This is a genomic window from Komagataeibacter rhaeticus, from assembly GCF_011611525.1.
Lineage (GTDB): Bacteria > Pseudomonadota > Alphaproteobacteria > Acetobacterales > Acetobacteraceae > Komagataeibacter > Komagataeibacter rhaeticus.
This window is the reverse complement of the sequence record NZ_CP050139.1, coordinates 3281827-3307785: the sequence shown is the minus strand read 5'-3', so window position 1 is coordinate 3307785 and position 25959 is coordinate 3281827. Positions and strand designations below refer to the sequence as shown.

Genomic DNA, 25959 nt, shown 5'->3' with positions numbered 1-25959 from the left:
GACCGATAAGCCGACCTTCCACTCCCCCCCCAAAGGCGACATTTAATAACTGCCTACCGGGGGAGCATGTACCATCTTTAGGGCGTTGTCGGGCAGAGGACGTTGCAGTTGTAGCGCATCGTTCAAGGGCGCTTTCATCCACAGATCCAGTTCTTCCTGCCGGGTCAGGATGACCGGCATGGCTTTCGGATGAATGGTGCCGACCTCCCGATTGGCCGTGGTGGTCAGGAAGCCGAACAGGTCATCCGTCGTCTCGCCATCCGCCAGTTTCCGCACTGACGTCCACTGGCACCAGATCCCTGCAAAGAAAGCCAGAGGCTCCCCATCACTCCGGGCAAACCAGACGGGCCTGCTGGTCCCATCCGGCAGGCGCTCCGGTTCGGAAAAGGCCGTGAGCGGCACCAGGCAGCGATGCGCCACACCTTCCCAGCGCTTCCACCAGGTCGAGGTCAGATTGCGGATATTGGTCACGCCCCGATCGACCCTGTGGCCTTTCAGGTAGCCTGGCGGCGTGGGCATGCCCCAGCGCGCCATGACCAGTTCACGCCCATCCGGCGCGTTCCGCACGATGGGCGCCATGGTGTTGGGCCAGATCTCGGGCAGGGGCCGGAGATTGCCGGTGCGGTCAGTCATGACCCTGGCCGCCTCCCGGATCGCCTGCTGGCTGCTGGTCATCGCATAGAGGTTGCACATCACGCCGTCCTTTCGCGAGTCCGGATATGGGTGCCCTGCCGGATGGTATCCACCCTGCGGGATGGGGATGGCCGGACTGTTCCTGATAAACCCCTGCAATCCAGACAGTTTTCATCGCGCCTGGCTAGAGCGGCAGGCCTGTGCCCGCGTCCGGATCACAGCCGTTTTTCCAGAATGGGTTGACATTCGTCACCGCACCAGAACAAATAACGAACACAATCACTGATTCCGTGCCAGAAACACCCGAATGGACTGTCCGACCCCATGCCTGCACCCGAACCCCGTCCTGCGCTGGAGGCGCTGAGAGCACAGGTCAGCCGCCTCGAAGGCCAGGGCCGGCGCAGACGGGGCGTGCTGCCCTTCGGCATGCCCGAGATTGACGGTCGCCTGCCGGATGGTGGCCTGGCGCTAGGCGCGCTGCATGAGGTGGCAGGCGGCGGCCATGATGCCCTGAATGCAGCGGCATCCGGGCTGTTTTCCGCCGGGATCGCAGCGCGGACACGGGGCAAGGTGCTGTGGATCGCCACCCGTCAGGACCTGTACGCCCCGGCACTGCAGCAGGTCGGATTGTCGGCGCGACGGACCATTTACGTCGCGGCCAGTTCGGACGTCGATGTCCTGGCCTGTTTCGAGGAAGCACTGCGCCATCAGGGTCTGGGCGCGGTCGTGGCCGAGGTGGCCCGCCTGTCCATGACCGCCTCACGCCGCCTGCAGCTGGCGGCCGAGACATCCGGCGCACTGGGCATCGCCATACGGCGCTGGCGACGACAGACGGATGCGGCCGATTTCGGCCAGCCCACGGCGTCGGTCACGCGGTGGCGGGTCTCGGTCCTGCCATCCGTGCCGCTGCCAGTACCCGGCGTCGGCCGGTCCCGCTGGCTGCTGGAACTCATCCGTGCCCGCGCGGGCGAATGTGCCGATTTCGAAGTGGAGGCCTGTGATGCCAAAGGGAGACTGGCACCGTGTCGTCTCGCTCTACCTGCCGCTCTGGCCGACAGACCGGATCAGGAAGCGGCTGGGGACCGACGCGCCCGCGCCTGACTGCCCATTGGTGCTGGCCGGACGGGAAGGGCGGCGACGGGTCGTGCTGTCGGTTGATCTCGCCGCCCGCAGGCTGGGCCTGCGTCCCGGCATGCCTGTCGCGAAAGCGCAGGCGCTCCATCCCGATCTGCTCATCATGGATGCCGACCCGGACGGTGACCGGGCAGGGCTGGAGCGGCTGGCGCTGTGGTTCCAGCACCGCATCGCCCCCATCGTGGCCCCCGATCCACCGGACGGCATCGTGCTGGATACGACCGGTGCCGATCACCTGCATGGGGGCGAGGCCGTCATGCTGGAGAACATGGTCACGCGCCTGAAGGAGTCCGGGATCACGGCCCGGGCCGCAATTGCCGATACATGGGGTGCCGCTCATGCGCTGGCGCGCTATGGCCGGGGACCCATCACCCTCGTGCCGCCCGGTGAAACGGCGGCAGCGATCACCGACCTGCCCATCGAAGCCCTGCGCATGCCAGCCGACCTCATCGATGGTCTCCATGGACTGGGCATATCACGCATCGGCCCGCTGGCCAGCATGCCGCGTGCGCCGCTGGCCCTGCGCTTCGGCCCGGATGTCGCCCGCAGGCTGGACCAGGCTTTCGGGCGGCAGGCGGAAGCCATTGTCCCGGTCCGGCTGCAGGCACCGGTGCAGGTCAGCCAGAACTTTGCCGAACCGATCAGCGCCGCCGAGACCATAGCCCGCTACATCACCAAACTCGTGCCGCCCCTGTGCGCAGGGCTGGAGGAACGCGAGCAGGGCGTGCGCCGCCTCGACCTGCTGCTGCACCGGGTGGACAGCCGCACCGAGGCCGTCCGCGTGGCCACGGCCATGCCGGTGCGGGACGTCAGACGCCTGACCCGTCTGCTCTGTGACAGGATCGAGACCATCGATCCGGGCTTCGGGATCGAGCGCATGGTGCTGACGGCTTCGCTGGCCGAGCCGATCCTGCATCGCCAGGGTGTATCCGCCCTGATCGAGGAAGAAGAGGCCGACGTCTCCGACCTGATCGATACCCTGGCCAACCGCGTCGGCTCGCAGGCCCTGTATCGCTTCGCCCCGGTGGAAAGCGACGTGCCGGAACGGGCTGTCTGCCGCGTGCCCGCCCTCGCACCCGAGGACGGAAAGGAGTGGCCGGATCACTGGCCGCGCCCCACGCGCCTGCTGCCTCGTCCCGAGCCGATCCAGACCATGGCGGTGCTGCCCGACCATCCACCGGTCTTCTTCATCTGGCGTGGCATCCGCCGCCGGATCAGATGCGCTGATGGCCCCGAGCGGGTCTTTGGCGAATGGTGGAAGGGCGATGCCGAACTGACCACCGTGCGCGATTACTTCCGGGTGGAGGATACCAGCGGCGAGACATTCTGGGTTTACCGGACCGGGGATGGCGAACATGGCGAGACCGGTTCGCAGGGCTGGTTCCTGCACGGTCTCTTTGAATGAGCGTGCCATACGCCGAACTGCAGGTGACGAGTTACTTCTCGTTCCTGCGCGGTGCATCCTCACCGATTGAACTGTTCGAGCAGGCAAAAACCCTTGGCATTAAAGCGCTGGGCATCTGCGACCGCAATTCCCTGGCGGGCATGGTGCAGGCCCATGTCGCGGCCAAAGAGACCGGCATCCGCCTGGTCGTGGGCTGCCGTCTCGATCTGGCCGATTTTCTGCCCGTGCTGGTCTATCCGACGGATCGGGCCGCCTATGGCCGACTATGCCGACTGCTGAGCCTTGGCAAGGCGCGGGCCGGGAAGGGGAAGTGTCATCTGCTCTGGGAGGATCTGGTGGCATGGGGCGAGGGCCTCCTTGTGATCCTGCTTCCGGATACGGCGGATGATGCCTGCGCCCTGCATCTGCGCAAGCTGAAGGACGCCTTTGCCGACCGGGCCTATATGGCGCTGACCCTGCGGCGCCGACCCAATGACCAGATGCGGCTGTATGAACTGGCGAACCTGGCCCATCAGGCGCGGGTAGCAACGGTCGTGACCAATGACGTGCTGTTCCACACCCATGACCGACGCATCCTGCAGGATGTGGTGACCTGCATCCGCAACCACACCACCATCGATGAAGCTGGGTTCGCGCGGGAGCGCCATGCGGACCGCTACCTCAAGCTGCCTGCAGAAATGGCCCGACTGTTCAGCCGCCATCCCGAAGCGGTGGCCCGGACCGTGGAGATTGTGGAACGCTGCCGCTTCAGTCTTGATGACCTGGCCTACCAGTATCCCGATGAGGTCTCCGTCCCGGGCCAGACGCCGCAGCAGGCGCTCGAAGCCCTGACCTGGGAAGGGGCGGCAGCGGCCTATCCCGAAGGCATTCCGCCCGAGGTCAGGAACATCCTCACCCATGAACTCGCCCTGATCGGGCGCATGGACTATGCACCGTATTTCCTCACCGTCCACAGCATCGTCCGCCATGCCCGCTCGCAGGGCATCCTGTGCCAGGGGCGGGGATCGGCGGCCAATTCCGCTGTCTGCTACGTGCTGGGCATTACCGCCATCGATCCGGCACGGACGTCGCTGCTGTTTGAACGCTTCGTCTCCGAAGAGCGCCGCGAGCCACCCGATATCGACGTGGATTTCGAGCATGCGCGCCGGGAGCAGGTCATCCAGTGGATTTATGGTCATTATGGCCGCAACCACGCCGCTCTCACGGCGGTGGTTACGCGTTACCGTGCGAAGGGGGCGCTGCGCGATGTCGGCAAGGTCATGGGCCTGCCCGAAGACCTGATCCGCACCCTGTCCGGCCAGATCTGGGGCTGGGGGCGGAAGCTGGATGAGGGCGCGCTGAATGAGACAGGGATCGACCTGTCCGACCGGCGCATCCGGCTGACGCTGGATCTGGCGCGCTGCCTGATCGGCGTGCCACGCCACCTGTCGCAACATCCCGGCGGGTTTGTCCTGACCCGTGACCGGCTGGATGAACTGGTGCCGATCGAACCGGCGGCCATGGACGCTCGCCAGATCATCGAATGGGACAAGGACGATATCGACGTCCTGAAATTCATGAAGGTCGATGTGCTGGCGCTGGGCATGCTGACCTGCATGAAGAAGGGGCTGGACCTTCTGGCCGAACACAAGGGGCAGCATTACACGCTGCAGACCATCCCGGCCGAGGATCCGCGCACCTATGCCATGATCCGAAAGGCCGACACGATCGGGGTGTTCCAGATCGAGAGCCGGGCCCAGATGTCCATGCTGCCGCGTCTCAGGCCCCGGGTGTTCTATGATCTGGTGATCGAGGTCGCCATTGTCCGGCCCGGTCCCATCCAGGGCGACATGGTGCATCCCTATCTGCGCCGGCGGGCCGGGCAGGAGAAAGAAATCTACCCGACGCCGGAACTCGAAAAGGTGCTCAGGAAGACGCTGGGCATTCCGCTGTTTCAGGAACAGGTGATGCAGGTGGCCATGGTCTGTGCCGGGTTTTCGGCATCCGAGGCCGACCAGCTGCGCCGCGCCATGGCGACGTTCAAGAATACCGGTACGGTCTCGCGCTTCCGTACACGGCTGATCGAGGGCATGACGGCGCGGGGTTATCCCGAGACCTTTGCCGAACGCATCTTCCAGCAGCTTGAGGGGTTTGGCAGTTACGGCTTTCCCGAAAGCCATGCCGCCAGCTTCGCCATTCTGGCCTATTCGTCATCCTGGATGAAATGCACCCATCCGGATGTGTTTCTAGCCGCCCTCCTGAATAGCCAGCCGATGGGCTTCTACGCTCCGGCCCAACTTGTGCGCGACGCCCGCGAGCACGGGGTTGAGATCCGGCCGATCTGCATCAACGCCTCGCGCTGGGACAGCACGCTCGAAGGCCCGGAGCGGGATGACGGGCTGTTTGCCGTCCGCCTGGGCATGAATCTGGTAAAAGGGCTGGCCAATGACGATGCGGCCCGGATCGTAGCGGCGCGGGGCGACCGTCCCTTTGCCTCGGTCGACGATCTGTGGCGCAGGGCAGGGGTGAAGGGAGCGGCCCTGACCCATCTGGCAGAGGCGGACGCCTTCCAGCCGGGACTGGGCCTGGCGCGGCGCGAGGCGCTATGGGCCATCAAGGCATTACGTGACGAACCTCTGCCGCTGTTTGCCGCAGCCGCCGTCATGCGTGAAGCGGAAGAACTTGATGTGCTGCTCCAGCCCATGCGGGACGGGGCCGAGGTCGCGCGCGATTACAACCGCACGGGCCTAACCCTGCGGAATCATCCCGTGGCTTTCCTGCGCGATGATCTTAGCGAGCGCGGGATGGTGACGTGCCAGCAGGGTCTGGAGGCCCGGGACAGGAGCAGCCTGTCGGTGGCTGGGCTCGTGCTGGTTCGTCAGCGGCCCGGTTCAGCCGAGGGTGTGGTGTTCATGACGCTGGAGGATGAAACGGCAGCGATCAACGTGATCATCTGGCCTGATATGTTCGAGCGTTTCCGCCGTGTGGTCCTGTCTGGCCAGATGCTGGGAGTCGTGGGGCGGCTACAGAAGGAAGGCGAGGTGGTACATCTCGTGACACGTGAGATTGTGGATCTCTCCCACCTGCTGGCCGATGTCGGAAACCGCTCTCTGCAGGTATCCCGAGACATCGATCAGGGACGTGCTTCTGAAAATATCATTGTAAAAGCGCGAAATTTCCATTGAATACCGAAATGAAATGCCAGCTTCGGTACGTGAAATTTGTTTCGATCCTTTTTTCCCTCGAGATGTGGATCTTGCCGCGAAGGTGATCATTTTCGTTAATCAGATCGAGGAGGACACAGCGGACCGTCCAGTTTCCTGATTGCAATCGTAATCCGCTCAGCGCCGCGACACACGTTCTCAACGTGGTGGCCGTACAGCCCGGATTCATCGACTAAATACTATCTCTTCATGAATGAGATTCGGCAAATAACACAGAAATATCGATATATTAACAGTAAAATGTAAATAATAGGATTATTTATAATAAATATTATAAAATAAATTACTGTATTGTGATATGCTCATATATTAGTTCCATGGAATATGTGTTTTTCCTGAGAGCCTGAATCAGAAAGCGGTTTGATTGATTTTTCGCAGAACTCTGCGGATATGGGCAATCATCAACCACGCGTGGGATGAAGAGATTGTTGCCTCGACATCCTTCGTGAGGCGACGGCAGCGTCCGAGCCATGCAAAGCTGCGCTCCACGATCCAGCGCATTGGCCAGATACTTCTTCACTGTCTTGCGATCGAGCCCTGTCTGGCGCGCGATGGCGCTGATGCTGAGCCCCTGTCTTTTGAGTTCCTGGATCAAAACGACCTCCCTGAGTCCTATCACCTGCTCGCCCTTCCTTTGGCATCAGCAGGGATAAATGTGCCGCGTGATCGTCATGGGGGCATGCCCCCATGACGATCACGCACAGTCCTCAAACTGGGGAATTTTCAACCAGCACATTTGGGGAGATTACAACCAGCACTCACAACAGGTGGCAGAGGAGCGCCGGACCCTTGCCTCCCAATTTTCCCGCGTGGGCAATACCCAACGTTTTGCCCTGCGCTCCGACATTATGGCGGCCCGCCATGAATCGTTCATTTCACGCGTTCAGGCAGCCTTGCAGGGGTTCGATATTTCCTGCGAATTCCTCGGTCCACATCAGGCATTGCAGGTCGCGCGCGAAGCGACCTATCGTGAAACGGCGGGCTCCGCCTGGAAACCGACCCTGCTGGGTGACCGGGTCATGCCACGGCTTCCCGACGATCTGGATGACCCGCAGCCACATCCGCAGGGCCTGCTCTGGCCGGCGATCCGGGACCAGATCTTCAATGCCGACGCCGAAACGAAAGGCGGGCAGCTCGTGACCGTGGGGGATTATACATACGCCCCGGTCGACATGACGATTGGCCCAGAGGATCCGCGCCCGTTCTCCGAACTGTCCAGCGTGCTCGGCCGCAAGAGACTGCCATGGCGCAGCGCCATGATTCTGGAGGGCGGTGGCCGCGCCGCCTTCGGCTTCAAGGAAGCCGGAGCCGGGTTTCTGGCGATGTTCCCCGGAAATAGCGACATTCGACGAGCGTTTGCCGCACTCAAGCTGGAGCGCCAGAAAAACAACCATAATTCCGTGCGGATGCGCATGACCGCCACAACCTGGGCTCCGGTTGGAGCAGAGGCGAAGCTGCGACGGCAGGCGTCGGACCTCTCCCAGGCGATTGATGCGTGGGGCAACAGCAAGACAACGCGGATTTCGGGCGATCCGCTGGAAGCGGCCATGGGTTCTGTCCCTGCCCTGGCGCTCGGTTCGACTGCGACCTCATCGCTCGCTCTTGTCGGTGACGCGTTCTCCATGATGCCGTGGGCACGCAGTGCGTCACCGTGGCAGAGGGGATCCATTCTCTTCCGCAAACCCGATGGTTCAATCTGGCCTTATGATCCGACCGGGGGCGGGCTACGCCCATCCGTCGTAGACATTATCGTAGCCCCACCTGGCGGCGGAAAATCCGTTCTGGCCAATACCATTCTGCTGGGCTTGATCCTCAGCAGCGCCGCGATCAGCAGCCACGGCACGAAGCTCCCCTATATCGGCAAGCTCGATATAGGGCCGTCCTCGCGCGGACTGATCGAGATGCTACGCAACGCGCTTGGCCCCGAACGCCAGCACGAGGCGGTTTACGTCAAGATGCAGGCAATCCCGGGCTTCGAGGTCAATGTCTTCGATACCCAGGTCGGGCTGGAATATCCCCTGCCACTCGAGCGCGTCTTCCTGCAGAATTTCATCTCGCTCCTTGCCACGCCGCTGGATGGCAGGCCGTGGGAGGGCATGGACCATCTGGTAGAGGACGTGATTGATGAAGCCTACCGCCTCTGTACCGGGGTGCAGGGGGGCACGCCTAAAATCTACACGCCAGGGATCGAGCCGGATGTCGATGCCGCAATAACATCGCTGGGCATAAGCCTGCCCCACCATGCGGGAGAGGACGATCCGACATGGTGGCGGGATGTCGTCGATGGCTTTGTCAATCTCAGGGAATACCGCCTTGCAGGTTTTGCCCAGCGCCATGCAGTACCGGTCCTGCAGGATCTGCTGATTGCGGCCCGCAGCCCGGAAATCGAAAAACGCTATTCCAAGATCACCCTGGAAACTGGTGAAAGCCTGATCGACACGTTTGATCGCTACATCATGAACGTGATCAAGAATTTTCCCATGCTGGCGTCCCCGACAAGGCTGGATATGGGGGACGCGCGCGTGATCGTCCTCGATCTTGCCGAGGTGGCACCATCCGGTTCTCCCGCGGCCAACCGCCAGACAGCGCTCATGTATATGCTTGGCCGCCACATCCTGGCCCGGAATTTCTTTCTCCATCCCGATTATGCGGATGACCCGCATATGCCCCCATCCATGCGAGACTATCATCTCGCCCGTTTCACGGAGATGTACGAAACGACGAAGCGTGTCGATTTCGATGAGTGGCACCGCACCGAACCCGCGCCCCAGGTAGACAAGCAGGCTGTCCGCGACGGCCGCGAGGGGCGCAAGCACAACGTCCAGCTCGCCTTCATTTCACAGAACCATACCGATTTCAGCGAGGACCTCTACAAGATATCAACCGCCCGATGGGTCCTCAAATGCGGTGATCAGGAGACGGCAGACAGCCTTATCCGACGCTTCAAGCTGTCTGATGCCAGCGCCTATGTCATCCGCAACGCGCTGCCGGGTCCGGGAAAGAATGGTGCGCCGTTCTTCGTGGACATGTCGGCCGGAGAAGCAAAATATGAACAGCTTCTGGTGAACGTCCTGGGGCCAATCGAACTCTGGTCTTTCTCGACGACGCCTGGAGACACGGCGCTCCGTTCGCGCCTTTACAAACGGATCCACTTTGCCCGGGCCCTGCGAATGCTTGCCACCGTATTTCCCTCGGGAACAGCAAACAGCGAGATCGAACGCAGAAAAAGCGAACGCATGAATGTTTTTGGTCTCGCGACCGATGAAGCATTTGCCGGCGTTCTGGACGAACTGGCGGACGAGATCGTAGGCGGCAGAGGCGTGGCTGCAGGACTGTACGAGACCCTGCGCGCCATTGATGAACAATCGGAACTCGAATTTACCACTGGGTAGAAAGTGACCGATATTCTCCTGACGTCCTCACAGCCTGATCATTGCGGACACAATGATGTTGACCATGCTGTTCGATCAATAGCGCGGCGGCGTCTGGCAGGATAGATTCTACAAATTTATGCGTCGTATATGGCATACTAAACGATATTATCGGTCATATCTGATTATCAGATCGTTAGCGCGATCCCGATCTGATCGTTTATGAAGGCGGCCTCATAATGACGCGCCATCGCCCCGGAAACACCAACCTCTCGCAGAACAGGTCTCCACTCATCCGAAATTCGCTGCGCTGTCACGCGGATCATCTGCCGGGCCTCAGCCGGGGTAATTTCGAAGAATTCACACGCCTCCAGTGCCAGATGAATGGACCGATCATGCGGACCGCCCTCCAGTATCGCCGTTTCCAGATGCGGGTTACGGTCGGGTGCTGGATTCACATCGAAAACGGGGGATAACCGCCAGTGTCCAGCGTCCACATAGAGAAATCCATGATTTTTCAGATGATCGTCCTTATTTGACACGAGAATGGTATAAACCAGACGCAGGAAGAGTTCGCGGAACTCTGCCTGGGGATCGGCGGCATAGGTCCGGATAAAATCGACAATCTCCGTATAGGAACCAAGTTCCGTTCCGGTTTTCCCCAGAGCAGTCCTCGCCGAAATATAAGGAATCCGGCCAGGCCCACGCCGATCAAACCGCTGGATCAGAGCCACAGGAAACGGCGTTTCAGCCAGTTCCAGCCTGACCTCTGGCGTCCGGATTCCGCATGCCCTTGCAAGACGAAGCGTGGCAACTTCAATACGTTCTATTGGCCACTGGTCGTGAACCGAGGTAAATTTTGCAAGCCAGAGCACATCGCCGTCCCGAACATTGGCCTTCGGTCGCGCCCCACCCGCACCAGCAAGCGCCTGCATATCCCTTGCGGATACGTCCTTGCCCTGTTCATATGCCCGCGCAATAGCCGTAATAGCGGCAAGATCGACCAGACGCGGTATGGTGTCATCGGCGCCGCGACGAATGATTTCTCCGTTATCATCGGCGAAACGAAGCGCACCCTGCCGACATACGTCATCCGACAGTGTGAGATATTCAAACTCGGAAAGCCCATTGCCGTAGGCACGCTCGAGAAGCCTGCGCCCCCAACTGTCGGGCGCGGCATCAGCAAAGACACCCGCGAGGGCATCGCGCACGTTCCCTGGCTGGCCAGCCGCATGAAACGGCCCAGAGCCAAGGGGAAAGGTTGGCTGGATGGCAAAGGCCCGAGAATTCTCGACCCAGGCCGGATCATAGGTGAAGGTCGAAAACTGCCGCGGACCTACCTGCGTGAAACGCAGTTGACCCACGGGAGTCAGGCTGTCGCCAAGAACGACATGGGCGCTGAAATCAGGCATCAGAACGAAGCACCGTCCAGATCGATAACATCCGTTCTCCCATGCGCGGCCTTATCCTTGTCCTGGCGCCTGCGTAACGTGGTCGCGGAAGTTCGGCCTCGACGAGGCTGACGTTCAGCAGCCAACGCCAGTCCCAGATCGTCCTTGCGGATATCAATCAGGTCGGCCAGCCGGTCCAGAAGACCAAGCACGACAAGCACGTCGGCCAGAGTGCCGATCCCAACACCGGGATCTCCCTTTTCCAGGCGCGCGACAGAACTTGCTGACGTGCCGGTACGAACGGCCAGATCGGCTATCGCCATGCCGCGCCGAAGGCGCGCGCCACGAAGGTCATGGCCAAGTTGTTCAAGAGCCAAGCGAGATTTGGGTGAGCCCATGACTATAATTCATATTTGACATACAACACGCCTTATACCGTCATATGTGACCTTCTGCGAACTCTGGCACCCGCCTTTTACGGCACCGTTCCTACCAGCAGTCGGCTCCTCGCGTAGAAAACTGTGTCCGCACTCCCCACCATAGTGCAGGTGCGTATAAAAAAGAGCGCAGATCCGCCACCCTGCTCCCGGCGCAGCATCGGTCTTCAAGGCACCAAATTTGCCTTCAATGCTGCCCCAGGCCCCGTTCGTTCCCATATTGCCCGAAGCCCTTACGCGTGCCTCAATCGACTTCGAACTCGCCACCTCACAAGTGGTGTTAGGCCTCGCCTGCTGCATCACCCGTCGCGGAACGATCACCGCCACGCACCATCATTGACTAGGTAGGATATCTATATATATATCTATCCATCATATCCCAGGAGGGAATCATGGTCGCAGTCCAAAATCGAGAAATCACGAACACCGGCATTAAGCCGATAACTGGCTCTGTTCGTGAAATTCGCGACAGTCTGCAGGATACAGACAACAATCAATTCGTTGTGTTTCAACTTGCACATGCCAATAAAAGCACCGCATCGGCATTTGCAGAGGCCGTTCGGCTTATTGCTCCCCTGATCATTGATCGGCTTGCCATTCATAAAACAGCGACCCTCAAGAAGCTTGTTGATGCACTTGTTCCGGCTGCGTCTCCTCCCGAGCACCTCATTACTGAGGCACGCATGAACGCAGATGCTCGGCAAACGGTTCTTGAGAGCGCAGAGTGGATCAGCGCTGTTCAACTATCTGAAATTGCAGGTTTCAAAGGCCAAAATGCCAGCGCCCAGCCAAACAAGTGGAAACGCGAAGGAAAAGTTTTTGCTTTGCGACATGACGGGAATGATCTGTATCCGGCGTATGCACTCGACCGCGACATGCAATACCGCCCAATCAAGGGACTTGTCCCAATTCTAAAGGTGTTCAAAGGTAAACTGGATGCATGGGACATTGCAATCTGGTTTGCGTCAGCAAACAGCTTTCTTGGCGGCACGGCTCCTAAGGATTTACTTAAAAGTGCGCCAGAGCGCGTCTTAGCGGCTGCAGAAGACGAAATCGCAGGTGTGCTCCATGGTTAAACCGAGGCGGCCAACTCAGCCAAAGTCTCGTAGCACCGCACATTCCGGCACAACGAAGATATCCACATCTCGCGCAAAACCGAAGACGACAGAGTCACCGTCGACCCCGCCTGTCGCCGTCACAGCAACGTCCCGCACAATCCCGCGTCCCCCTCCAGACCTTAATGCTCTCGTAAAAAAAACGATTTGGTCGGCAGACAAGACAATCCACCGCATCCATCCTGAGACTTACGGAGCAAATACGTTCAATCCTGGTCCCCGAGGAAACGCCCGATTTAGCCCGATCATTGATGCAAATGGTATATCCATTCCGACCATTTATGGCGGCACGACGTTAGAATGTGCAGCCATGGAGACCGTCTTCCATGATGTTCCCCATGAGCCAGGACTGAAGACCGTTGCAAAGCGAAAGCTAAAGAACCATCAATATTCACAACTTCAGTCCTCGACTGACCTCACGCTTGCAGATCTTAGCAGCACAGCCTTGCGCAAGCTCGGTATTCCACGTGTTGATCTCATTGAAACTGATAAGGATATATATCCTCAAACGCGCAAGTGGGCCGAAGCCATTCACGCTCAGTGCCCAGACGTTCAAGGTTTAGAGTGGGTGTCGCGTCAGGACGACCGTGCGCGCGCTATCATCCTATTTGGAGATCGCTTGCCACCAGATCCATTGAGCAGCATTGCACCTTCGGTCGATATCGTGGAAAATGAAGACACTTATGCGGCTCTAGTCGAGTTAGCCGAGACCATCGGTGTCCAGATCACTGGGAAGTAATATCATTCTTTTGCCGATTCAGCTCCAGTCTCTATGGCATCAAAAATACCCATCTCGGCCAATGCACCAGCCGCCCGCCGAAAACTCCGGACCGGATATGGACGCCCAGGTTTAGGATAAGCCTCCGTGTACGCAATAGCAGATTCAATCTGTTCCTCGGTCAGGGTCGGATAGTCCGCTTTGATCTCCTTGATTGTCTGTCCCTGTGCGAGGGCAGCAACACGATAAGCAGATATACCCGTTCCCTTGATAACAGGATCAGCCCCATCCTCCTCCAATATATTTTTCTTGGCGTCGAGGAGTTTCTTGTATTTGGATAGAAAATTACGCTGAATTTCGGTAATATTGGCTTTAAAAGGACCAAAGCTTACGGTTCTGGCTTTCGCTTCATTTTTTTTGAAGGCCTGATACAACTTCCGGCGCCCCGTCGGAGTTAGATCCGCATGCATCTGCTTTTCAAGCGCCAGAAACAACAACTCCGAGAGCCCGATCTTTCGTACCCGCCTACGCCCCTTCCCCACACCGTGAACCGGCATGTCCTCTTCCGGCTCGCTGATCTTCTCTACTTCCCCACGATCAATCGCCCGGTTGATGTCCTTTTCCGACATCCCGATCAGAAACTGCGCTTCGCGTAGGGTAACGGGCTGGATTTCTATCATGTGCGCCCCCAATGAATCCCATAATAGGGAATAATTAGGATGTATCAAGTCTTACGAAGCGCCTGCCATGGCCCTGCGGGTCAATTTGACGAAAGCAAATTCCAAAGAAGACCCAAATCTGCTCTCAAAACCTGCATGAAATAAAAAGCAACGCAGCCAATTTTTGCTGCAGCAGTCGCAAGATGATCTTCGAAGCTTCTTCCGTTATCCGGAGAAGCTCATGAAACATTCTCTGCTCATTTTTCTTTTGCCCATGGCGCTCAACGCCTGTGCGCAGAGCCTGTCGTCACCTTCTCCCATTGCGACGACCGGCATGGCCAATCCTGAACTGGCCTTGCAGCGGTCAATAGCAGAGACCACGACTGATCTTCGTGAACTTGGCAGCATCCGCCCGTCTCCGGTCGTGGCATCTGCCAACCAACCCCTGCTCCCCGATGACCTGACCCGCCGGATCTGGTTCGTGTGGGACGGCCCGCTGGGCAAGGCCGTCGCAAAACTCGGTCAGGAAATCGGTTACAGCGTGACTGTCACCGGCCATCCCCGAGCAATGCGCGTCGCGACCAACAGCGTTGCCGCCGTGGTGGATATCCTTCGGACATTGGGCGATCAGGCCGGAGATCAGGCCATGGTCTCGGTAGACCCGCTTCACCACGCGATAACGGTGGCCTGGCATGCGTAAGATGGCGCTCTTTCTATCTTCGGCCATCGTCGTGACGGCCGCAGGCAGCCCGACCCATGCGGCTTCTGTCTCCACGGGGAAGGTTGTCATTGAGGAGGGGCAGCACGTCCGGCTACCGACATCGTCTCCATCCCCGCCATCGGCCCGCAGCGGCACATTGGTCCCGGAGCCACAGCCGCCCCAGCCGGGTGCGGATCAGGTGGACGGGGCTGACCCCGCCCTTGCCAATCCCATCAATAAACCGGTGACAGGAGCCTCGACGCTCGACGAGGTGGTCGGCGGCGAAGCGCCACCCTCTCTTGAGGCCCTTGAGAATACCCGCCCCAATGACGAGCCAGGCGGTGACCTGAAACCCGGTCGAAGCGCCCAGCTTCGGGAAGCCGCGCATATTTACGGCGCGCAGGGCGGTCTGGCCGCCCGGGCATTCGCCATCAACGAGATGCTGCGGCGCCACGAGGAGACACTCGACGCCACTTATGATTTCCGGTCGATCGTACTTCCGATCGGGAGCGGCCAGACCCTCATGCAGCCCCCCATCGTCACCGAAGCACAGATGGCCTTTGCGCTCAATGACACCGGCCAGGTGGCGCACGAGACAGAATGTGTTTTCGAGATCACCCGGGAGGCACAACTGACATCCGCGCCCCCGGACTGGCGCACGTATCTCGTCCGGACATGGGGCAAACCGCATCACCGGGTAGCGGCGGCCCTGCCTCGCACAAAGGCGGAAGTGTCACACTGGAACCAGTGGGTGGCCGAAGGCTGGGCAGACGGAGAGAAGCAGGCAACCGAGATCTTCCTCTCCGATCTGTCGCGCCTGCAGCGCGACATTACCGGCATGGCCCGCTACCGGGTGCTGCTGAACGCCGGGCGCGTCGAAGAACCGCGCGTCGTGTTCGAGCACCAGGATGCCGTGGGAGGAGGAGACACCCTCCACCTCAATGACCGCACGATCCGGATCGCGAGCCAGCCGGGGCTTCAGGGCCACGTCCGGCGCGGAAGCGATTACGGTTATCCGGAGCATTGCCGATGAATATCACCATCCCCGTCACGACCGACGAACGCTGGCCGGATGAAGGCAGGAAAGCGTTTGCCTGGGTCGAGGAGCGACGGCGTAACGCGCCAGGGCTGGACTCCCTCCTTCGCTGGGCGCATGGCCTCGGCGCCTCGCGCATCGACATCAAGACCGGCCATCCGGTCACGATCAAGGTGCACGGCGTGATCCGCTACGCCACATGCAAAGCGACGGACTCCCTTGCGCTGGCGGATATCGTCGGCCATGTCTATGCCTCTGACGGGATGGCCATGCTTGGTGTCGGCCATATCCTCGATACGGCCTACAGCGTGGCACTGGACCGCAAGGTCAATCTGCGTTTCCGGATCAATCTTTCACCCATTTCGGTCAAGCGTGGCAGTGGCGTCCACATCGTCATGCGTCCGATCCCCGCCCGGCCCGCAAGCCTTGACCAGCAGATGGTCGAGCAGGAAATCCGGGACACGAACAGGCTCAAAAGCGGCATGGTCCTGTTTGGTGGGGCAACCGGTTCCGGAAAGACCACGTTGCAATTCGGGCTCGCCATCGAAAAACTGATGGACCCGACCGTATACTGCGACATGGCAACCGGCGAGGAGCCCATCGAGTTCCTGCTGGACGACCTGCGTCCGCCTTCAGGATCGCGGATCAGCCAGACGGAGATCCGCCCCCCTACCCTGACTTTTCCCACCTTCACCCGCAGCCTGACACGCCGCGAGATGAGCGATGGCATCATCACGGAATGTCGGGACGGCGAGACCATGAATGCAGCCATCAATATCGCCATGATGGGCGGTATCCTGGGCACGACGCTGCATGCAGACAGCGTCTCCCTCATGATCCAGCGCGCGATCGCGCTCTGTCCCCCCTCGGAACGTGACAACCTGGTCTCGGCCCTCGCTCAGGCGCTCCGGTTCTGCATCAACCAGCGCCTTGTGCCCCGCAAGGGCGGCGGGCGTGTTGCGATCCGCGAATTCCTCACCTTCGATCGTGATCTGCGCCGCAAGCTGACCCGGACCGAGCCGACAGACTGGCCGGACGTCGTGGCCGACGCGGTCGAGGCGCAGGGCCAGTCTTTCGGAAAGGCTATCCGCAAACTGCTTGATGCCGATCTGATCACCGAAGACACCGCACTGGCGGAAGAAAGGAGAGACGCGTGATGTGGCGTGCAACGGCCTATCCTGTCCGGGTTTTCATTCTCGATGCCCGCAGCTGTTTTCCCATTCTCATCTCCGTAACACACTGGAGCCTCACCACCCTGCTGATCGGGGTCTTCGGCGTGGTGTTTTTCGGCACGATCTCGTTTTTCGGGCTGACGCTGCCGGCCGCGATACGCTCCATGCGACGCTTCCTCATCGGGCCGGTCCGCACCGCCCTGCCGACATGGCAAAGGAGGCGGTTCTCATGAGCGCGATCGACCTGGCAGCGATCAGTGCGGCGCAGACACGGCTTCTGGCCGAAATCGGCAAGCCGATTGAACTGCTGGACCGTGGCACCGGAAAAAGGGTGGTCGTATCACCAGCTGACGCGGCACACCCTGAAGCCTATCTGCCGGTTTTCCTGATCAGTGCCGAAGCCCTGTGGCTGGAACTGACGGGAACGGGCTTTGCCCTTGATGTCAGCAGGACGCCCGACAGCGCGCTCGGCTATGCCGTACGCAAGGTACGCGCCGGTTCATTTACGGTCGTGATGTTATGTCTGATCGATGTCACGATGAGGCTTGCGGAGATGGACGACGCGCTGGTCCTCAATCATCTGATCGACTTCTGGGGCGAAGCCCATGGCCGGATCGCTGATGTCGCGCCAACCTTGCAGGGGGCGACATGATCCTCCGCCTCGCTCTGGCGGCACTCGGGGCGTTTCCCCTTTTTGTCGCCAGCACGACCGCCCGCGCCACGAGCATCGAAGAAAATGGCCGCCAGATTGCAGCCTGTCTGGAGGCTTCGGCAAAAATCTCCGGCGTGCCCCGCGGCGTGCTGCTCGTCCTCCTCTATGTCGAGGCCGGCCGCCCCGGAATGGTCAGCCCGAACGGTAACGGCACGGCGGATCTCGGACCGATGCAGGTCAACACGACATGGGTTGATCGCATCGCGAGGCGATGGCACAGCACGCCCGCGCAAACATATGCGGCGCTGCGCGACAGTTCGTGCGCCAATATCGAGGCAGGCGCCTGGATCCTTGGTCAGGCGATGCACGAAGCACACGGCGACCTCTGGCAGGCCGTGGCATTCTATCACTCTCATACCCCACGCCATGGCAATGCCTATCTCCGGCGTTTCTACGACATCGCCCTCACGATGATGGCCAGAAACCGCAGGGATGATCGCTCATGAGCACAAACCGCGTCCCATGGTCATCCAGCGATGACTATCTGCTCTTTTCCTCGATCATCATCATCGTCGGGGTCCTGCTGTTCAGCTACATGGCCTGGAGCCTGTGGCATACGCAGATCACAGCCGTCTATCTGTGGGCCATGCTGGGGCAGATCAACCTGCTGCATACGTCTAATCCCGACCTGATGCGCCTGCAGGTCCAGTTGCAGGCCGCGCAATATCGACCGGATCTGGTGCGGGCGATCCAGCTTTATTATGGCCTTGCAATCCTGGGCAACGCCCTGAAATGGCCGGTGGCCATCGTGATTGCCCTCCTGGGCGGGTTATGCATGTGGCGTGCTGCCCCCGGCCGATTTGCGAAAGCGCTCGATCTGGAAGGTCTGATCGCGGTCCAGGCAGAAATGTTTCCCACACTGAAAGGCTTCGTCCGACGCCGACTGGACAGGCTTGTAACGCCCACGGATGGTATCCCCCTGCCCGCGGACCCGGCCCTGACACGTGCCGAATGGGGCGCGCGCTTCGCTGTCGATGCACAGGGCCGCTACAGTGAAACCGGCGCGCTCGAGGCGTTCACGCGCCAGTTGGGCCGCCACTGGTCCAGCATCAACGCCGCATCCCCTGTCGAACAGGTGCTTCTCGTTGCCTTTGCGATGCACTACCTCCAGAGGCGCCGAGAAGCCCTCGCCCTGCTTGGTGAACTCTCTGCCGGTCTGGCCGACGCCGGCCTTGATGGTCCGCATGGTCCGCTGGCGCCGCTCACGGTGCCAGAGTCCGTTATGCGCAGCGCCCGCTCTGCCCTGCAGGACAAGGAAATCACAAACTGTATCGATACGGTCTGCGAGCGCAGCGGATGGAGCGTGACCGCGCTCATGACCCTGCTGCACGAGGCCCGGCGTCAGGCGGGCGTACTGGCACCCTCCTCATTCGCCATCGTGAAGCTTATCGACCGATCATTGTGGTACGCGCTGCACTCACTCGGCTTTCCTGCTGAAATCCCGGCCGAAGACCTTCATCCCAATCCCCGCATCGAGGCCGCCGGCGCGCGTGCGCACTGGAGCGAAGAGCGGCGCTACCAGCGTCCGATCTACATCCCTGCGGTTGAAAACGCACTCGCCATCCTGCGCCCGATGCCCGAAGCATAAGGATCTTCCCATGACCCGTATCATCCTCCACGCTGATGGCCGGGCGCCCATCACCATTGAACTCGACGGGACAGGCTTACAGCCGCTCCATTTCCATCTTGGATCTGATTTCGGGCATACGGAGACGAACGATGCGGCAGCCACTTTACCAGAAGCGGCAGCAGCACGGCGCTGGCGCCTGAAAAAGGCGTTGCCCGCGCTCATCGCCGGGGGGCTGGCCGCCATCCTGATCATCGGCACACGTCAGGCCATGGTTTCCGACCGCGCCGTTCCCGACACGGGGCCCACTGGCATGCTACGGCCGCCTGCAATTCTACCCCCACTCTCCGGCGCGCCCATGACGGACGAAGGCGCGCCAGGGGTCCGCTCAACCTATGTGCCGGGCGCGCGCATGCCGGTCGATGGAAATGTGGTCGGCAATCCCGACGGTCACCCGGCGAGCGCGGAAATCGATGCCGCACGACGCATCATGGCGCAGCGGCCTGTCATCACTTATCCGCAACCCCCAGGTAGCGCGCAGACAGCGCCGACGGCGCCGGTTTCCCCCACGGCACCAACCGCTCCCGTGGCGCCCACGATCGACACGGGAAAATCTCCTTTCGGGCTGGAAGACTGAAGCATGGTGAAGCGCGAGATCGGCGGGCCGCAGGTCCACCAGCAACTGAAACACGGCTCCACCTATCGCGACACGCGTCCCTTCACGGTCCGGATCGCCGAAGAGCTGCAATCCAGCAGTTCCGGGTTCGCCCTCATGATTCTGGCAGGGCTCAGCGTGCTGGCTCCCGCGATCGTCGGGATCATCTTTCCCCTCGCCCTCTGCCTGACGCTCTGGGTCATGACCCGCCAGCCCGTGCTGCCTTTTCATCTGCCCAGGTATTCCGGCCTGAAGGACAAACACGATCTTGATCCCAAAACCCGTCGGCCGCGGGCGGCGGCAGGCATCATATATCTTGGAACGGACGGACTGACCGGCCAGCAACTCTGGCTTTCATCCGACGCGGGGCGCCAGCACGCCGCCGTGCCCGGCACAACGGGTGCAGGCAAAACGACATCCGCCATCTCCCTGCTGGCCAATCCTCTCGCGCATGGATCCGGGTTCATCCTGATCGACGGCAAGGGTGACAACACGGTCCACGGCGATGTGCTGGCGCTTGCCCGCCGCTTCGGGCTGGACGACCAGGTGCTCAATCTCAATTTTCTGACCGCAAGCGGCATTCGCCAGTCCAATACGTTCAATCCGTTTGCAACCGGCAATGCCGACGCCATCCGTGAAATGCTGGTCAGCCAGCTTGGTGAGCCGTCGAGCAACGACGCCAACGGCGTCTTTCGGGACCGTGCTGTCGGCCTTGCCGGCACGATCGCTCCAGTGCTGACCTGGATGCGCGACACGCACGGCGTGCCGATCAACATCGAGACCATGCGCTACGCCATGGAACTGCGCTGGATCGGCACGCTGGCCCGGCATCGTGTGTTCCTGATCCGCAATCCCGGCTCCGATCACCCCATCGAGATCAGCGTTCCCGAAATTCCTGATGATATCCTCTATCCGGCCCAGGCCTATCTGGGCGAACTGCCGGGATATGATTCCTCTCTGGCGTGGAATGAGCAGAAGGAAAACAAACCGAGCGAGCAGCATGGCTACGCCAAGATGTATTTCACCCGGGTCTTCACACAGCTTGGCGTCAGTCTCGGACACATATTCCGTGCCCAGATCCCTGATATCGACATGCGCGATGTGGTGCTGAACCGCCGCATTCTCGTCGTCACGCTGCCCGCGCTGGAGAATTCATCGGATACGCTGGCCGGACTGGGCAAGATCGTGGTCGCGGCCGGTCGCGGCGTCATGGCCCAGCTTCTTGGCGCCCGCCTTGACGGCCCCGCCGAGCAGGTCTTCAAGCTCAAGGCAGGCAGCGGCGACGCGCCGTTCCATTTTTTCTACGACGAACTCTCCGCCTACGTCACGGACGGCATGGACCGGCAGCTGGCCATGGGACGCGGCCTGAACTGCATGTTCTGGCTGGGGTTTCAGGATCTTCCGGGTCTTACGACACGCATCGGCGACAAAGCCTTTACCCTGCTCGGCAACGCCAACCTCACCCACGCCATGCGCCTGCAGGATGCCATGCGCACGCGCGAGTGGATCGAAAAGCAGTCCGATCGGATCGAGGTCAGTCAAGCCACGCATTTCGAAGGCAACTCGGCTGGCAGTTACCGGGAAGGACGGGGTGCCGAAGTCCGGGAAGTCGCCCGTATTCCCTGGGCAGACCTTCAGTCACTCATCGAGGGCGAGGCCATAACGATGTATGCCGGCCGCATCGTCCATTCGAAGACGTTCTTTGCCGCCGTCAATGGGCGGTCAGGCGCGATCCGCATGGCCCAGCCGGTCATGCTTGCAGCGCCGCTGGACCTGAATCGGGTGCCCCCGGACCAGCAGTTGCTTGCCCTCCTCGCGACAATCGAAGGCGGTCTGTTTCAGTCTGAACTGACCACCGTACACGACGAGCCGGATGTTCGCGCACTCGAGGAAGCAGTCGACCGCCTCGGTTCAGGTTCTCAAGACATCCTGCGCAATTTTGCACAGATTGGTGCAGCAGTCGCCGCCGCACCACGCCGGGTTGCGACCGCCAATGACGATGAAGAGAATGAGCATGCAGCCGGAACAGACATGCTGACACCATTTTCCTATATGCTGCGTGACGCTGCCTCCATCCCGAAACCCGGTTTTCGGACACCGCCCCGCACCATACCTCCCATCGACGGTCACCTGCTTGGACGCCTGGAGGCTATTGAACGCCGCGTGGACCGGCAGCCCGGTGTAGCCCGGCGTCAGGCACTGCTTCTATTGGGTGTCAGGGACGCTATGACAAAAGGCGCACCGAAGGAGGGCGCGGCCAGCACCGGAATGACCGAAAAGGAAATCCTCGCCCAGATCAGGATATTGCGAGAAAAAACCTCGGCATGACGGGCACGATCATCATCCTTCCCGGCGGGGAAAGGTTCCAGCTCGAATGGCGCCGGACCGACCCGGAGCGCTGGGGACGCCGCCTGAAGGCAAAATATGATGAGAGCTGGAGCGCGGAGCGTTCTGACAAGGCGCGATGCCTGTGCCAGCATCGCGGGGCCTCACTGCCTCTACAGATCCGTTACCGGGCGGACAGTCACAGTTATCACCTCGCCGTATGGCCAAATGAAGGGCCACTTCATGAAAAGACATGCCCCTTCTACAAGCCTGATCCGGAGAAAAGTGGGCGCGCCAGCTATGTAAATAGCGTAATTCGCGAGGGTGAGGATGGGGATGTCGCTGTGACCCTGTCGATCGGCCTGCGCCGCAAGGGACCACCCCGGCCAGTCGATGACACGCCGCTGCCTGCTTCAGATCGGCCCGGACAGGCGCGACAGCGCCGGATGACGCCTCTCGGGCTGCTCCATCTCCTGTGGGAGCGGGCGGGGCTGACCGAATGGCGGCCGCAATTTGCCAGACACCGCACACCGACAGCGGCCCTGGGTCGGATCGCCTCTGCCGGAACCCGGATCCGGGCGCAGGGCCGACTGATCTCCGATCTTCTCTGCCCTGTTGCCCCAGGGCATGAAAAGTTCGGACGGCGTTTCCATGCCATTGTCAGGACAGAAGGAAAGGAAAACCATCTGTTCCTGATCGGGTTCGTGGAGGCTCTGGAACCAGATCCCAGGGGCAATTTCACCATGACCCTGAGCGGCCAGCGCAACGGTTACCGCTGCTTTCTGACAGTGCCTGCGGCCGAGAGGAACCGTCTTGCCCGGTCGCACCAGCTGGCGGCAGCCACGCTCGCCCTGCCCGAAGCGGCGCGGCAGGCACATGTTGTAGCGCTGCTCTATGTGACGGCACGAAACATCGGAACGCACAATAGCCGGTGGAGGGGCTGGATCCAGGCGGAAGTCAGGACCGGTGCCCTGATGACCGTCTCTCGCAGCATGCTTCCTTTCGAAAGCAGCCATGAACTGGCGGTAGCCGATGCCCTCGTGGCAGCGGGACGCGCATTCGAAAAACCACTACGTTTCGACGCAGAACGGGATCTCGTTTTTCCCGACTTCATCTTGCAGGACACCGCGCGGAGTGACGGATATCCAATGGAAGTTTTCGGTCGCACGGACGAGGCCTACACTACCAGACGAGCCGAAAAAGAAAACTACTACGACGCGACCTTCGGAGCAGGTGGATGGTGGTCATGGGATGCGACAACAGGGAGCCGGATGCCGCCTTTTCCATCAGGCAGGCTGAGATAAAACAGGGTGACTTCTTCACTTGGCTGCCTTATATGTAGCACCATGAAGCTGAACTCCCATCAGGTTGCTCTGGCAGCAATAAGAAAGCAGACCCTTGCGAACACGAAGAGCAAGCGGACAGCCCATGCGGCTTTGCTGCGAATGGGGATTATCGATAGCAAAGGCGCGGTTACCAAAGAGTACACGCGTGACCCACGCATTGAGGGCATGCTTAAAGCGTAACTGCGTTGACAGCTCTTCATACATCTTTTGTACTCGGTTATCATGGTTGTTCTGAAGAGGTCGGCCGGAAACTGATTAACGGAGAAAGCGCACCAACTCCGTCGGAGACCGACTACGATTGGCTTGGACCGGGTTTCTATGTCTGGGAGTCCGACCCGTTACGTGCGCAAGAATGGGCATATCAGAAACAGCGCAGGGATTCCGGTTTCAAACCGTTCGTTATTGGTCTGGTCGTAGATCTGGGCAACTGTCTTGATTTAACGACACGCGAAGACCTGGAGATGCTCAAGACCGCCTATGAAGGCCTGCGAGAGACATTAAGCACGGATGATATACCGATGCCGGTGAACCGTGATTCCCGGCACGACGTAAATAGTGATAAACTTTTTCGTAACCTCGACTGCGCTGTTATCAGGTATCTTCACGATTCTATTGAAGCCCCAGAGTCTCATCTCGCACCTTATGATACGGTGCGCGGCCTTTTCCAGGAAGGCGGCGAACTCTATCCCGGTAGCGCCTTCCGGGAAAAGACACACACGCAGATCGCAATCCGCAATCTGGATTGTATAAAAGGAATCTTTCGTCTGCCGGACTCTAGCGTCGGGATATAAGGTAGACAGCCGTCTGTTCATCATCATGACTGAATCAAAAGAACAGCCACGCCGCCTCGTCTGACGGCGCGCTCCGCTTTTGGTGGATGGCCTTCTTTCTGCCCCGACGCTTCTCCTGCGACCTCTCTGGCAATGCCGGTTCCGTTGCCCATATCATCAAATTCTGTCGCAGCAGACGTTATGTCTCGCCCCAATCCGATTTCTCGTGCAAGTTCCGATCTGCGCACTGTGTAATTGGGAGCGACCATAGGATAATGAGACGGAAGTCCCCACTTCCGCCGATATTCTTCAAGCGTCACGCCATAGGATGTTGATTTTCACTGAGAACTGATGGTGTGGACGGCTCGCAGTGGTCCTGGGAGGATGCTGAAGAGTTGACTGTTGATTTTCACTGAGAACTGACCCGGGTTTTTCATCAGGAATTGACCCAGCCAAATCTCGATGAAAATTTCCGCCCTACCCGGGTCAGTTCTCAGTGAAAATCAACACGCTTTCGCTACTTCGTCTGCATCAAGATACCTGATCGCACTCCTCGCACTTTCGTAATCAAGAGCGCGCGCCACGTCGTCAGCCACAAACCATGTGAACCCGTCGATGAAAACGGAGCGGACCAGCTTTCCGCCAAAAGCACAAGGCACGCCGTCAAGGACACTCTGGGGAGCCGCGTCCGTAAAATTCGCGTGGATCGTGTTGTCTGATTTGACGCACATGGCTGATTCCCCCGGATGATGGTTGCAAGCATCATCTGGCCCCATCATGCGACCCACCATAACCAACTGCTCGGAAGGGGCAGGCCTTACAGGCCCACCCTTTGCCGCGTGTCCTTCTCTGGCGGCGAAGCCGCCCGCACCAACGGTGCAATGGTGTATGAGGCTCCTTAAATCAGAGGGAGCGACAGGGGAGCGAGAAAGGAGCGACAAGGGAGCGGAAAGGGAGCGCTGTAGTGGCAATGAAGCCGAAAATCCCCACATAACCTCTGAACGCTGGAAACAGGGATACTGACCGTGGCCAATATCGATGTCCAAAAGCGCCTACGCGAACACGCAGTTGCCATGACCACCCAGGCAGCGACCCGTTCCGTCCTGCTCTGGCTAACCGAGCATCATGACGCCGTTGCCGCCATCAGACCGCCTGGTGGCTCATGGAAGCCCGTCATCGCCGTGATGCGCGAGAGCGGCCTCGATATCTCCGCAGACCACTCCGGCCTCAGGAAGGTAAGGAAGCTCTGGGTACAGGTCAGGAACGCCCGAAAAGGACATGCTGAGGAACAGACCGCCTCGGTAGAAGTCGATCCCCCCGTCCACACCACCCATCCGAGCCGGTTGCCGCAGGACTGGAAGCCCGACCTTGTCGATGATGGCCAGAGAAACCTCTCTCACTTTCCCGATGCAGCAGCTGTACCCGCACCACGAGTGTCCGCCGAAAAAAACGCGCAGGTCGCATCATTGCCCGCGACAGTGCCAGGGTGCTCGGGCAGCGAGACAACCAGGGAGAAGAACTTTCCCATTGGTCGCGCCCGGGCCGAGGCCATCAAGCGGGATCTTCTTGCGCGACTGAAGCGGAAGGAGCCCGGTTTTCATCGGGAGTAA

Annotated in this window: 22 protein-coding genes and 3 pseudogenes; 18 read left to right on the top strand and 7 right to left on the bottom strand. The window is 60.2% G+C overall.

The window, feature by feature from the left end; genetic code table 11:
* Positions 1 to 42 precede the first annotated feature (42 nt).
* Complete coding sequence (locus GWK63_RS15210; RefSeq protein ID WP_112210249.1) at positions 43 to 693, bottom strand: SOS response-associated peptidase; 651 nt, start codon at positions 691 to 693, stop codon at positions 43 to 45.
* A 264-nt stretch (positions 694 to 957) separates the two neighbouring features.
* Here GWK63_RS15210 and GWK63_RS15205 point away from each other — a divergent pair, with 264 nt between their 5' ends.
* Genes GWK63_RS15205 through GWK63_RS15195 form a run of 3 tightly spaced genes read left to right on the top strand, consistent with a single transcriptional unit; the run spans position 958 to position 6336 of the window.
* Positions 958 to 1734 carry an ImuA family protein gene (locus tag GWK63_RS15205; protein WP_166498165.1) on the top strand — a complete coding sequence of 259 codons (777 nt, stop codon included), beginning with the start codon at positions 958 to 960 and terminating at the stop codon, positions 1732 to 1734.
* Positions 1634 to 3172: a Y-family DNA polymerase gene (locus GWK63_RS15200; RefSeq protein ID WP_223846570.1), complete on the top strand. Its 1539-nt coding sequence runs from the start codon at positions 1634 to 1636 to the stop codon at positions 3170 to 3172. Before GWK63_RS15205 ends, GWK63_RS15200 begins: the two co-directional genes overlap by 101 nt.
* A complete protein-coding gene (locus tag GWK63_RS15195; protein ID WP_166498164.1) occupies positions 3169 to 6336 on the top strand; it encodes an error-prone DNA polymerase in 3168 nt (1055 codons plus the stop codon). Before GWK63_RS15200 ends, GWK63_RS15195 begins: the two co-directional genes overlap by 4 nt.
* A 387-nt stretch (positions 6337 to 6723) precedes the next feature.
* On the opposite strand, the pseudogene GWK63_RS15190 reads toward GWK63_RS15195, so the two are convergent.
* Positions 6724 to 6885 (bottom strand): annotated as a pseudogene (locus GWK63_RS15190) (transposase); the annotation flags it as partial.
* A pseudogene (locus tag GWK63_RS15185) lies at positions 6857 to 6994 on the bottom strand (helix-turn-helix domain-containing protein); the annotation flags it as partial. The pseudogenes GWK63_RS15185 and GWK63_RS15190, both read right to left, overlap by 29 nt.
* A 34-nt stretch (positions 6995 to 7028) precedes the next feature.
* Here GWK63_RS15185 and GWK63_RS15180 point away from each other — a divergent pair.
* Positions 7029 to 9767, top strand: a complete 2739-nt coding sequence (locus GWK63_RS15180) for an ATP-binding protein (RefSeq protein WP_166498163.1) — start codon at positions 7029 to 7031, stop codon at positions 9765 to 9767.
* Positions 9768 to 9934: 167 nt separating this feature from the next.
* Here GWK63_RS15180 and GWK63_RS15175 read toward each other — a convergent pair whose 3' ends face one another.
* Positions 9935 to 11158, bottom strand: coding sequence for a type II toxin-antitoxin system HipA family toxin (locus tag GWK63_RS15175; RefSeq protein WP_007396190.1), 1224 nt, complete (start codon positions 11156 to 11158; stop codon positions 9935 to 9937).
* On the bottom strand, positions 11158 to 11535 hold the full coding sequence (locus tag GWK63_RS15170) for a helix-turn-helix domain-containing protein (protein ID WP_039998257.1): 378 nt from the start codon (positions 11533 to 11535) through the stop codon (positions 11158 to 11160). Before GWK63_RS15170 ends, GWK63_RS15175 begins: the two co-directional genes overlap by 1 nt.
* A gap of 431 nt (positions 11536 to 11966) precedes the next feature.
* Between GWK63_RS15170 and GWK63_RS15165 the strand changes: the two genes are divergently transcribed.
* A complete protein-coding gene (locus tag GWK63_RS15165) occupies positions 11967 to 12650 on the top strand; it encodes a hypothetical protein (RefSeq protein WP_007396187.1) in 684 nt (227 codons plus the stop codon).
* Positions 12643 to 13428 (top strand): RES family NAD+ phosphorylase, encoded by a 786-nt coding sequence (locus GWK63_RS15160; protein WP_223846567.1) that lies wholly within the window; start codon positions 12643 to 12645, stop codon positions 13426 to 13428. Before GWK63_RS15165 ends, GWK63_RS15160 begins: the two co-directional genes overlap by 8 nt.
* Positions 13429 to 13430: 2 nt before the next feature.
* Here GWK63_RS15160 and GWK63_RS15155 read toward each other — a convergent pair whose 3' ends face one another.
* Positions 13431 to 14087, bottom strand: coding sequence for a DUF433 domain-containing protein (locus GWK63_RS15155; protein ID WP_039998255.1), 657 nt, complete (start codon positions 14085 to 14087; stop codon positions 13431 to 13433).
* 220 nt (positions 14088 to 14307) lie between these two features.
* Here GWK63_RS15155 and GWK63_RS15150 point away from each other — a divergent pair, with 220 nt between their 5' ends.
* The 11 genes from GWK63_RS15150 to GWK63_RS15095 all read left to right on the top strand — a co-directional run bounded on the left by GWK63_RS15150 (position 14308) and on the right by GWK63_RS15095 (position 24370).
* On the top strand, positions 14308 to 14766 hold the full coding sequence (locus GWK63_RS15150; protein ID WP_157998275.1) for a DotD/TraH family lipoprotein: 459 nt from the start codon (positions 14308 to 14310) through the stop codon (positions 14764 to 14766).
* Positions 14759 to 15799, top strand: a complete 1041-nt coding sequence (locus GWK63_RS15145) for a type IV secretory system conjugative DNA transfer family protein (protein WP_112210245.1) — start codon at positions 14759 to 14761, stop codon at positions 15797 to 15799. The genes GWK63_RS15150 and GWK63_RS15145 overlap by 8 nt, the downstream gene beginning before the upstream one ends.
* A complete protein-coding gene (locus tag GWK63_RS15140; RefSeq protein ID WP_007396180.1) occupies positions 15796 to 16959 on the top strand; it encodes a type IV pilus twitching motility protein PilT in 1164 nt (387 codons plus the stop codon). The genes GWK63_RS15145 and GWK63_RS15140 overlap by 4 nt, the downstream gene beginning before the upstream one ends.
* Positions 16959 to 17207 carry an IcmT/TraK family protein gene (icmT, locus tag GWK63_RS15135; RefSeq protein ID WP_010511855.1) on the top strand — a complete coding sequence of 83 codons (249 nt, stop codon included), beginning with the start codon at positions 16959 to 16961 and terminating at the stop codon, positions 17205 to 17207. The genes GWK63_RS15140 and icmT overlap by 1 nt, the downstream gene beginning before the upstream one ends.
* Positions 17204 to 17626 (top strand): hypothetical protein, encoded by a 423-nt coding sequence (locus GWK63_RS15130; protein WP_039998253.1) that lies wholly within the window; start codon positions 17204 to 17206, stop codon positions 17624 to 17626. Before icmT ends, GWK63_RS15130 begins: the two co-directional genes overlap by 4 nt.
* Positions 17623 to 18132, top strand: coding sequence for a lytic transglycosylase domain-containing protein (locus tag GWK63_RS15125; protein WP_007396178.1), 510 nt, complete (start codon positions 17623 to 17625; stop codon positions 18130 to 18132). The genes GWK63_RS15130 and GWK63_RS15125 overlap by 4 nt, the downstream gene beginning before the upstream one ends.
* Complete coding sequence (locus GWK63_RS15120) at positions 18129 to 19274, top strand: secretion/conjugation apparatus DotM-related subunit (protein WP_112210244.1); 1146 nt, start codon at positions 18129 to 18131, stop codon at positions 19272 to 19274. The genes GWK63_RS15125 and GWK63_RS15120 overlap by 4 nt, the downstream gene beginning before the upstream one ends.
* Positions 19275 to 19284: 10 nt before the next feature.
* The gene (locus GWK63_RS15115) at positions 19285 to 19890 is read left to right on the top strand and encodes a hypothetical protein (protein WP_112210243.1); all 606 of its coding nucleotides are present in this window, start codon (positions 19285 to 19287) and stop codon (positions 19888 to 19890) included.
* Positions 19891 to 19893: 3 nt separating this feature from the next.
* Positions 19894 to 22236 carry a type IV secretory system conjugative DNA transfer family protein gene (locus tag GWK63_RS15110; protein WP_112210241.1) on the top strand — a complete coding sequence of 781 codons (2343 nt, stop codon included), beginning with the start codon at positions 19894 to 19896 and terminating at the stop codon, positions 22234 to 22236.
* Positions 22233 to 23537 carry a DUF1173 family protein gene (locus GWK63_RS15105; RefSeq protein ID WP_112210239.1) on the top strand — a complete coding sequence of 435 codons (1305 nt, stop codon included), beginning with the start codon at positions 22233 to 22235 and terminating at the stop codon, positions 23535 to 23537. Before GWK63_RS15110 ends, GWK63_RS15105 begins: the two co-directional genes overlap by 4 nt.
* Positions 23538 to 23764: 227 nt before the next feature.
* Positions 23765 to 24370, top strand: coding sequence for a hypothetical protein (locus tag GWK63_RS15095; protein ID WP_081749555.1), 606 nt, complete (start codon positions 23765 to 23767; stop codon positions 24368 to 24370).
* A gap of 34 nt (positions 24371 to 24404) precedes the next feature.
* Here the strand turns inward: GWK63_RS15095 and GWK63_RS15090 are convergent.
* A pseudogene (locus GWK63_RS15090) lies at positions 24405 to 24678 on the bottom strand (MucR family transcriptional regulator); the annotation flags it as partial.
* 696 nt (positions 24679 to 25374) lie between these two features.
* Here GWK63_RS15090 and GWK63_RS15080 point away from each other — a divergent pair.
* The gene (locus GWK63_RS15080; protein ID WP_223846566.1) at positions 25375 to 25959 is read left to right on the top strand and encodes a hypothetical protein; all 585 of its coding nucleotides are present in this window, start codon (positions 25375 to 25377) and stop codon (positions 25957 to 25959) included.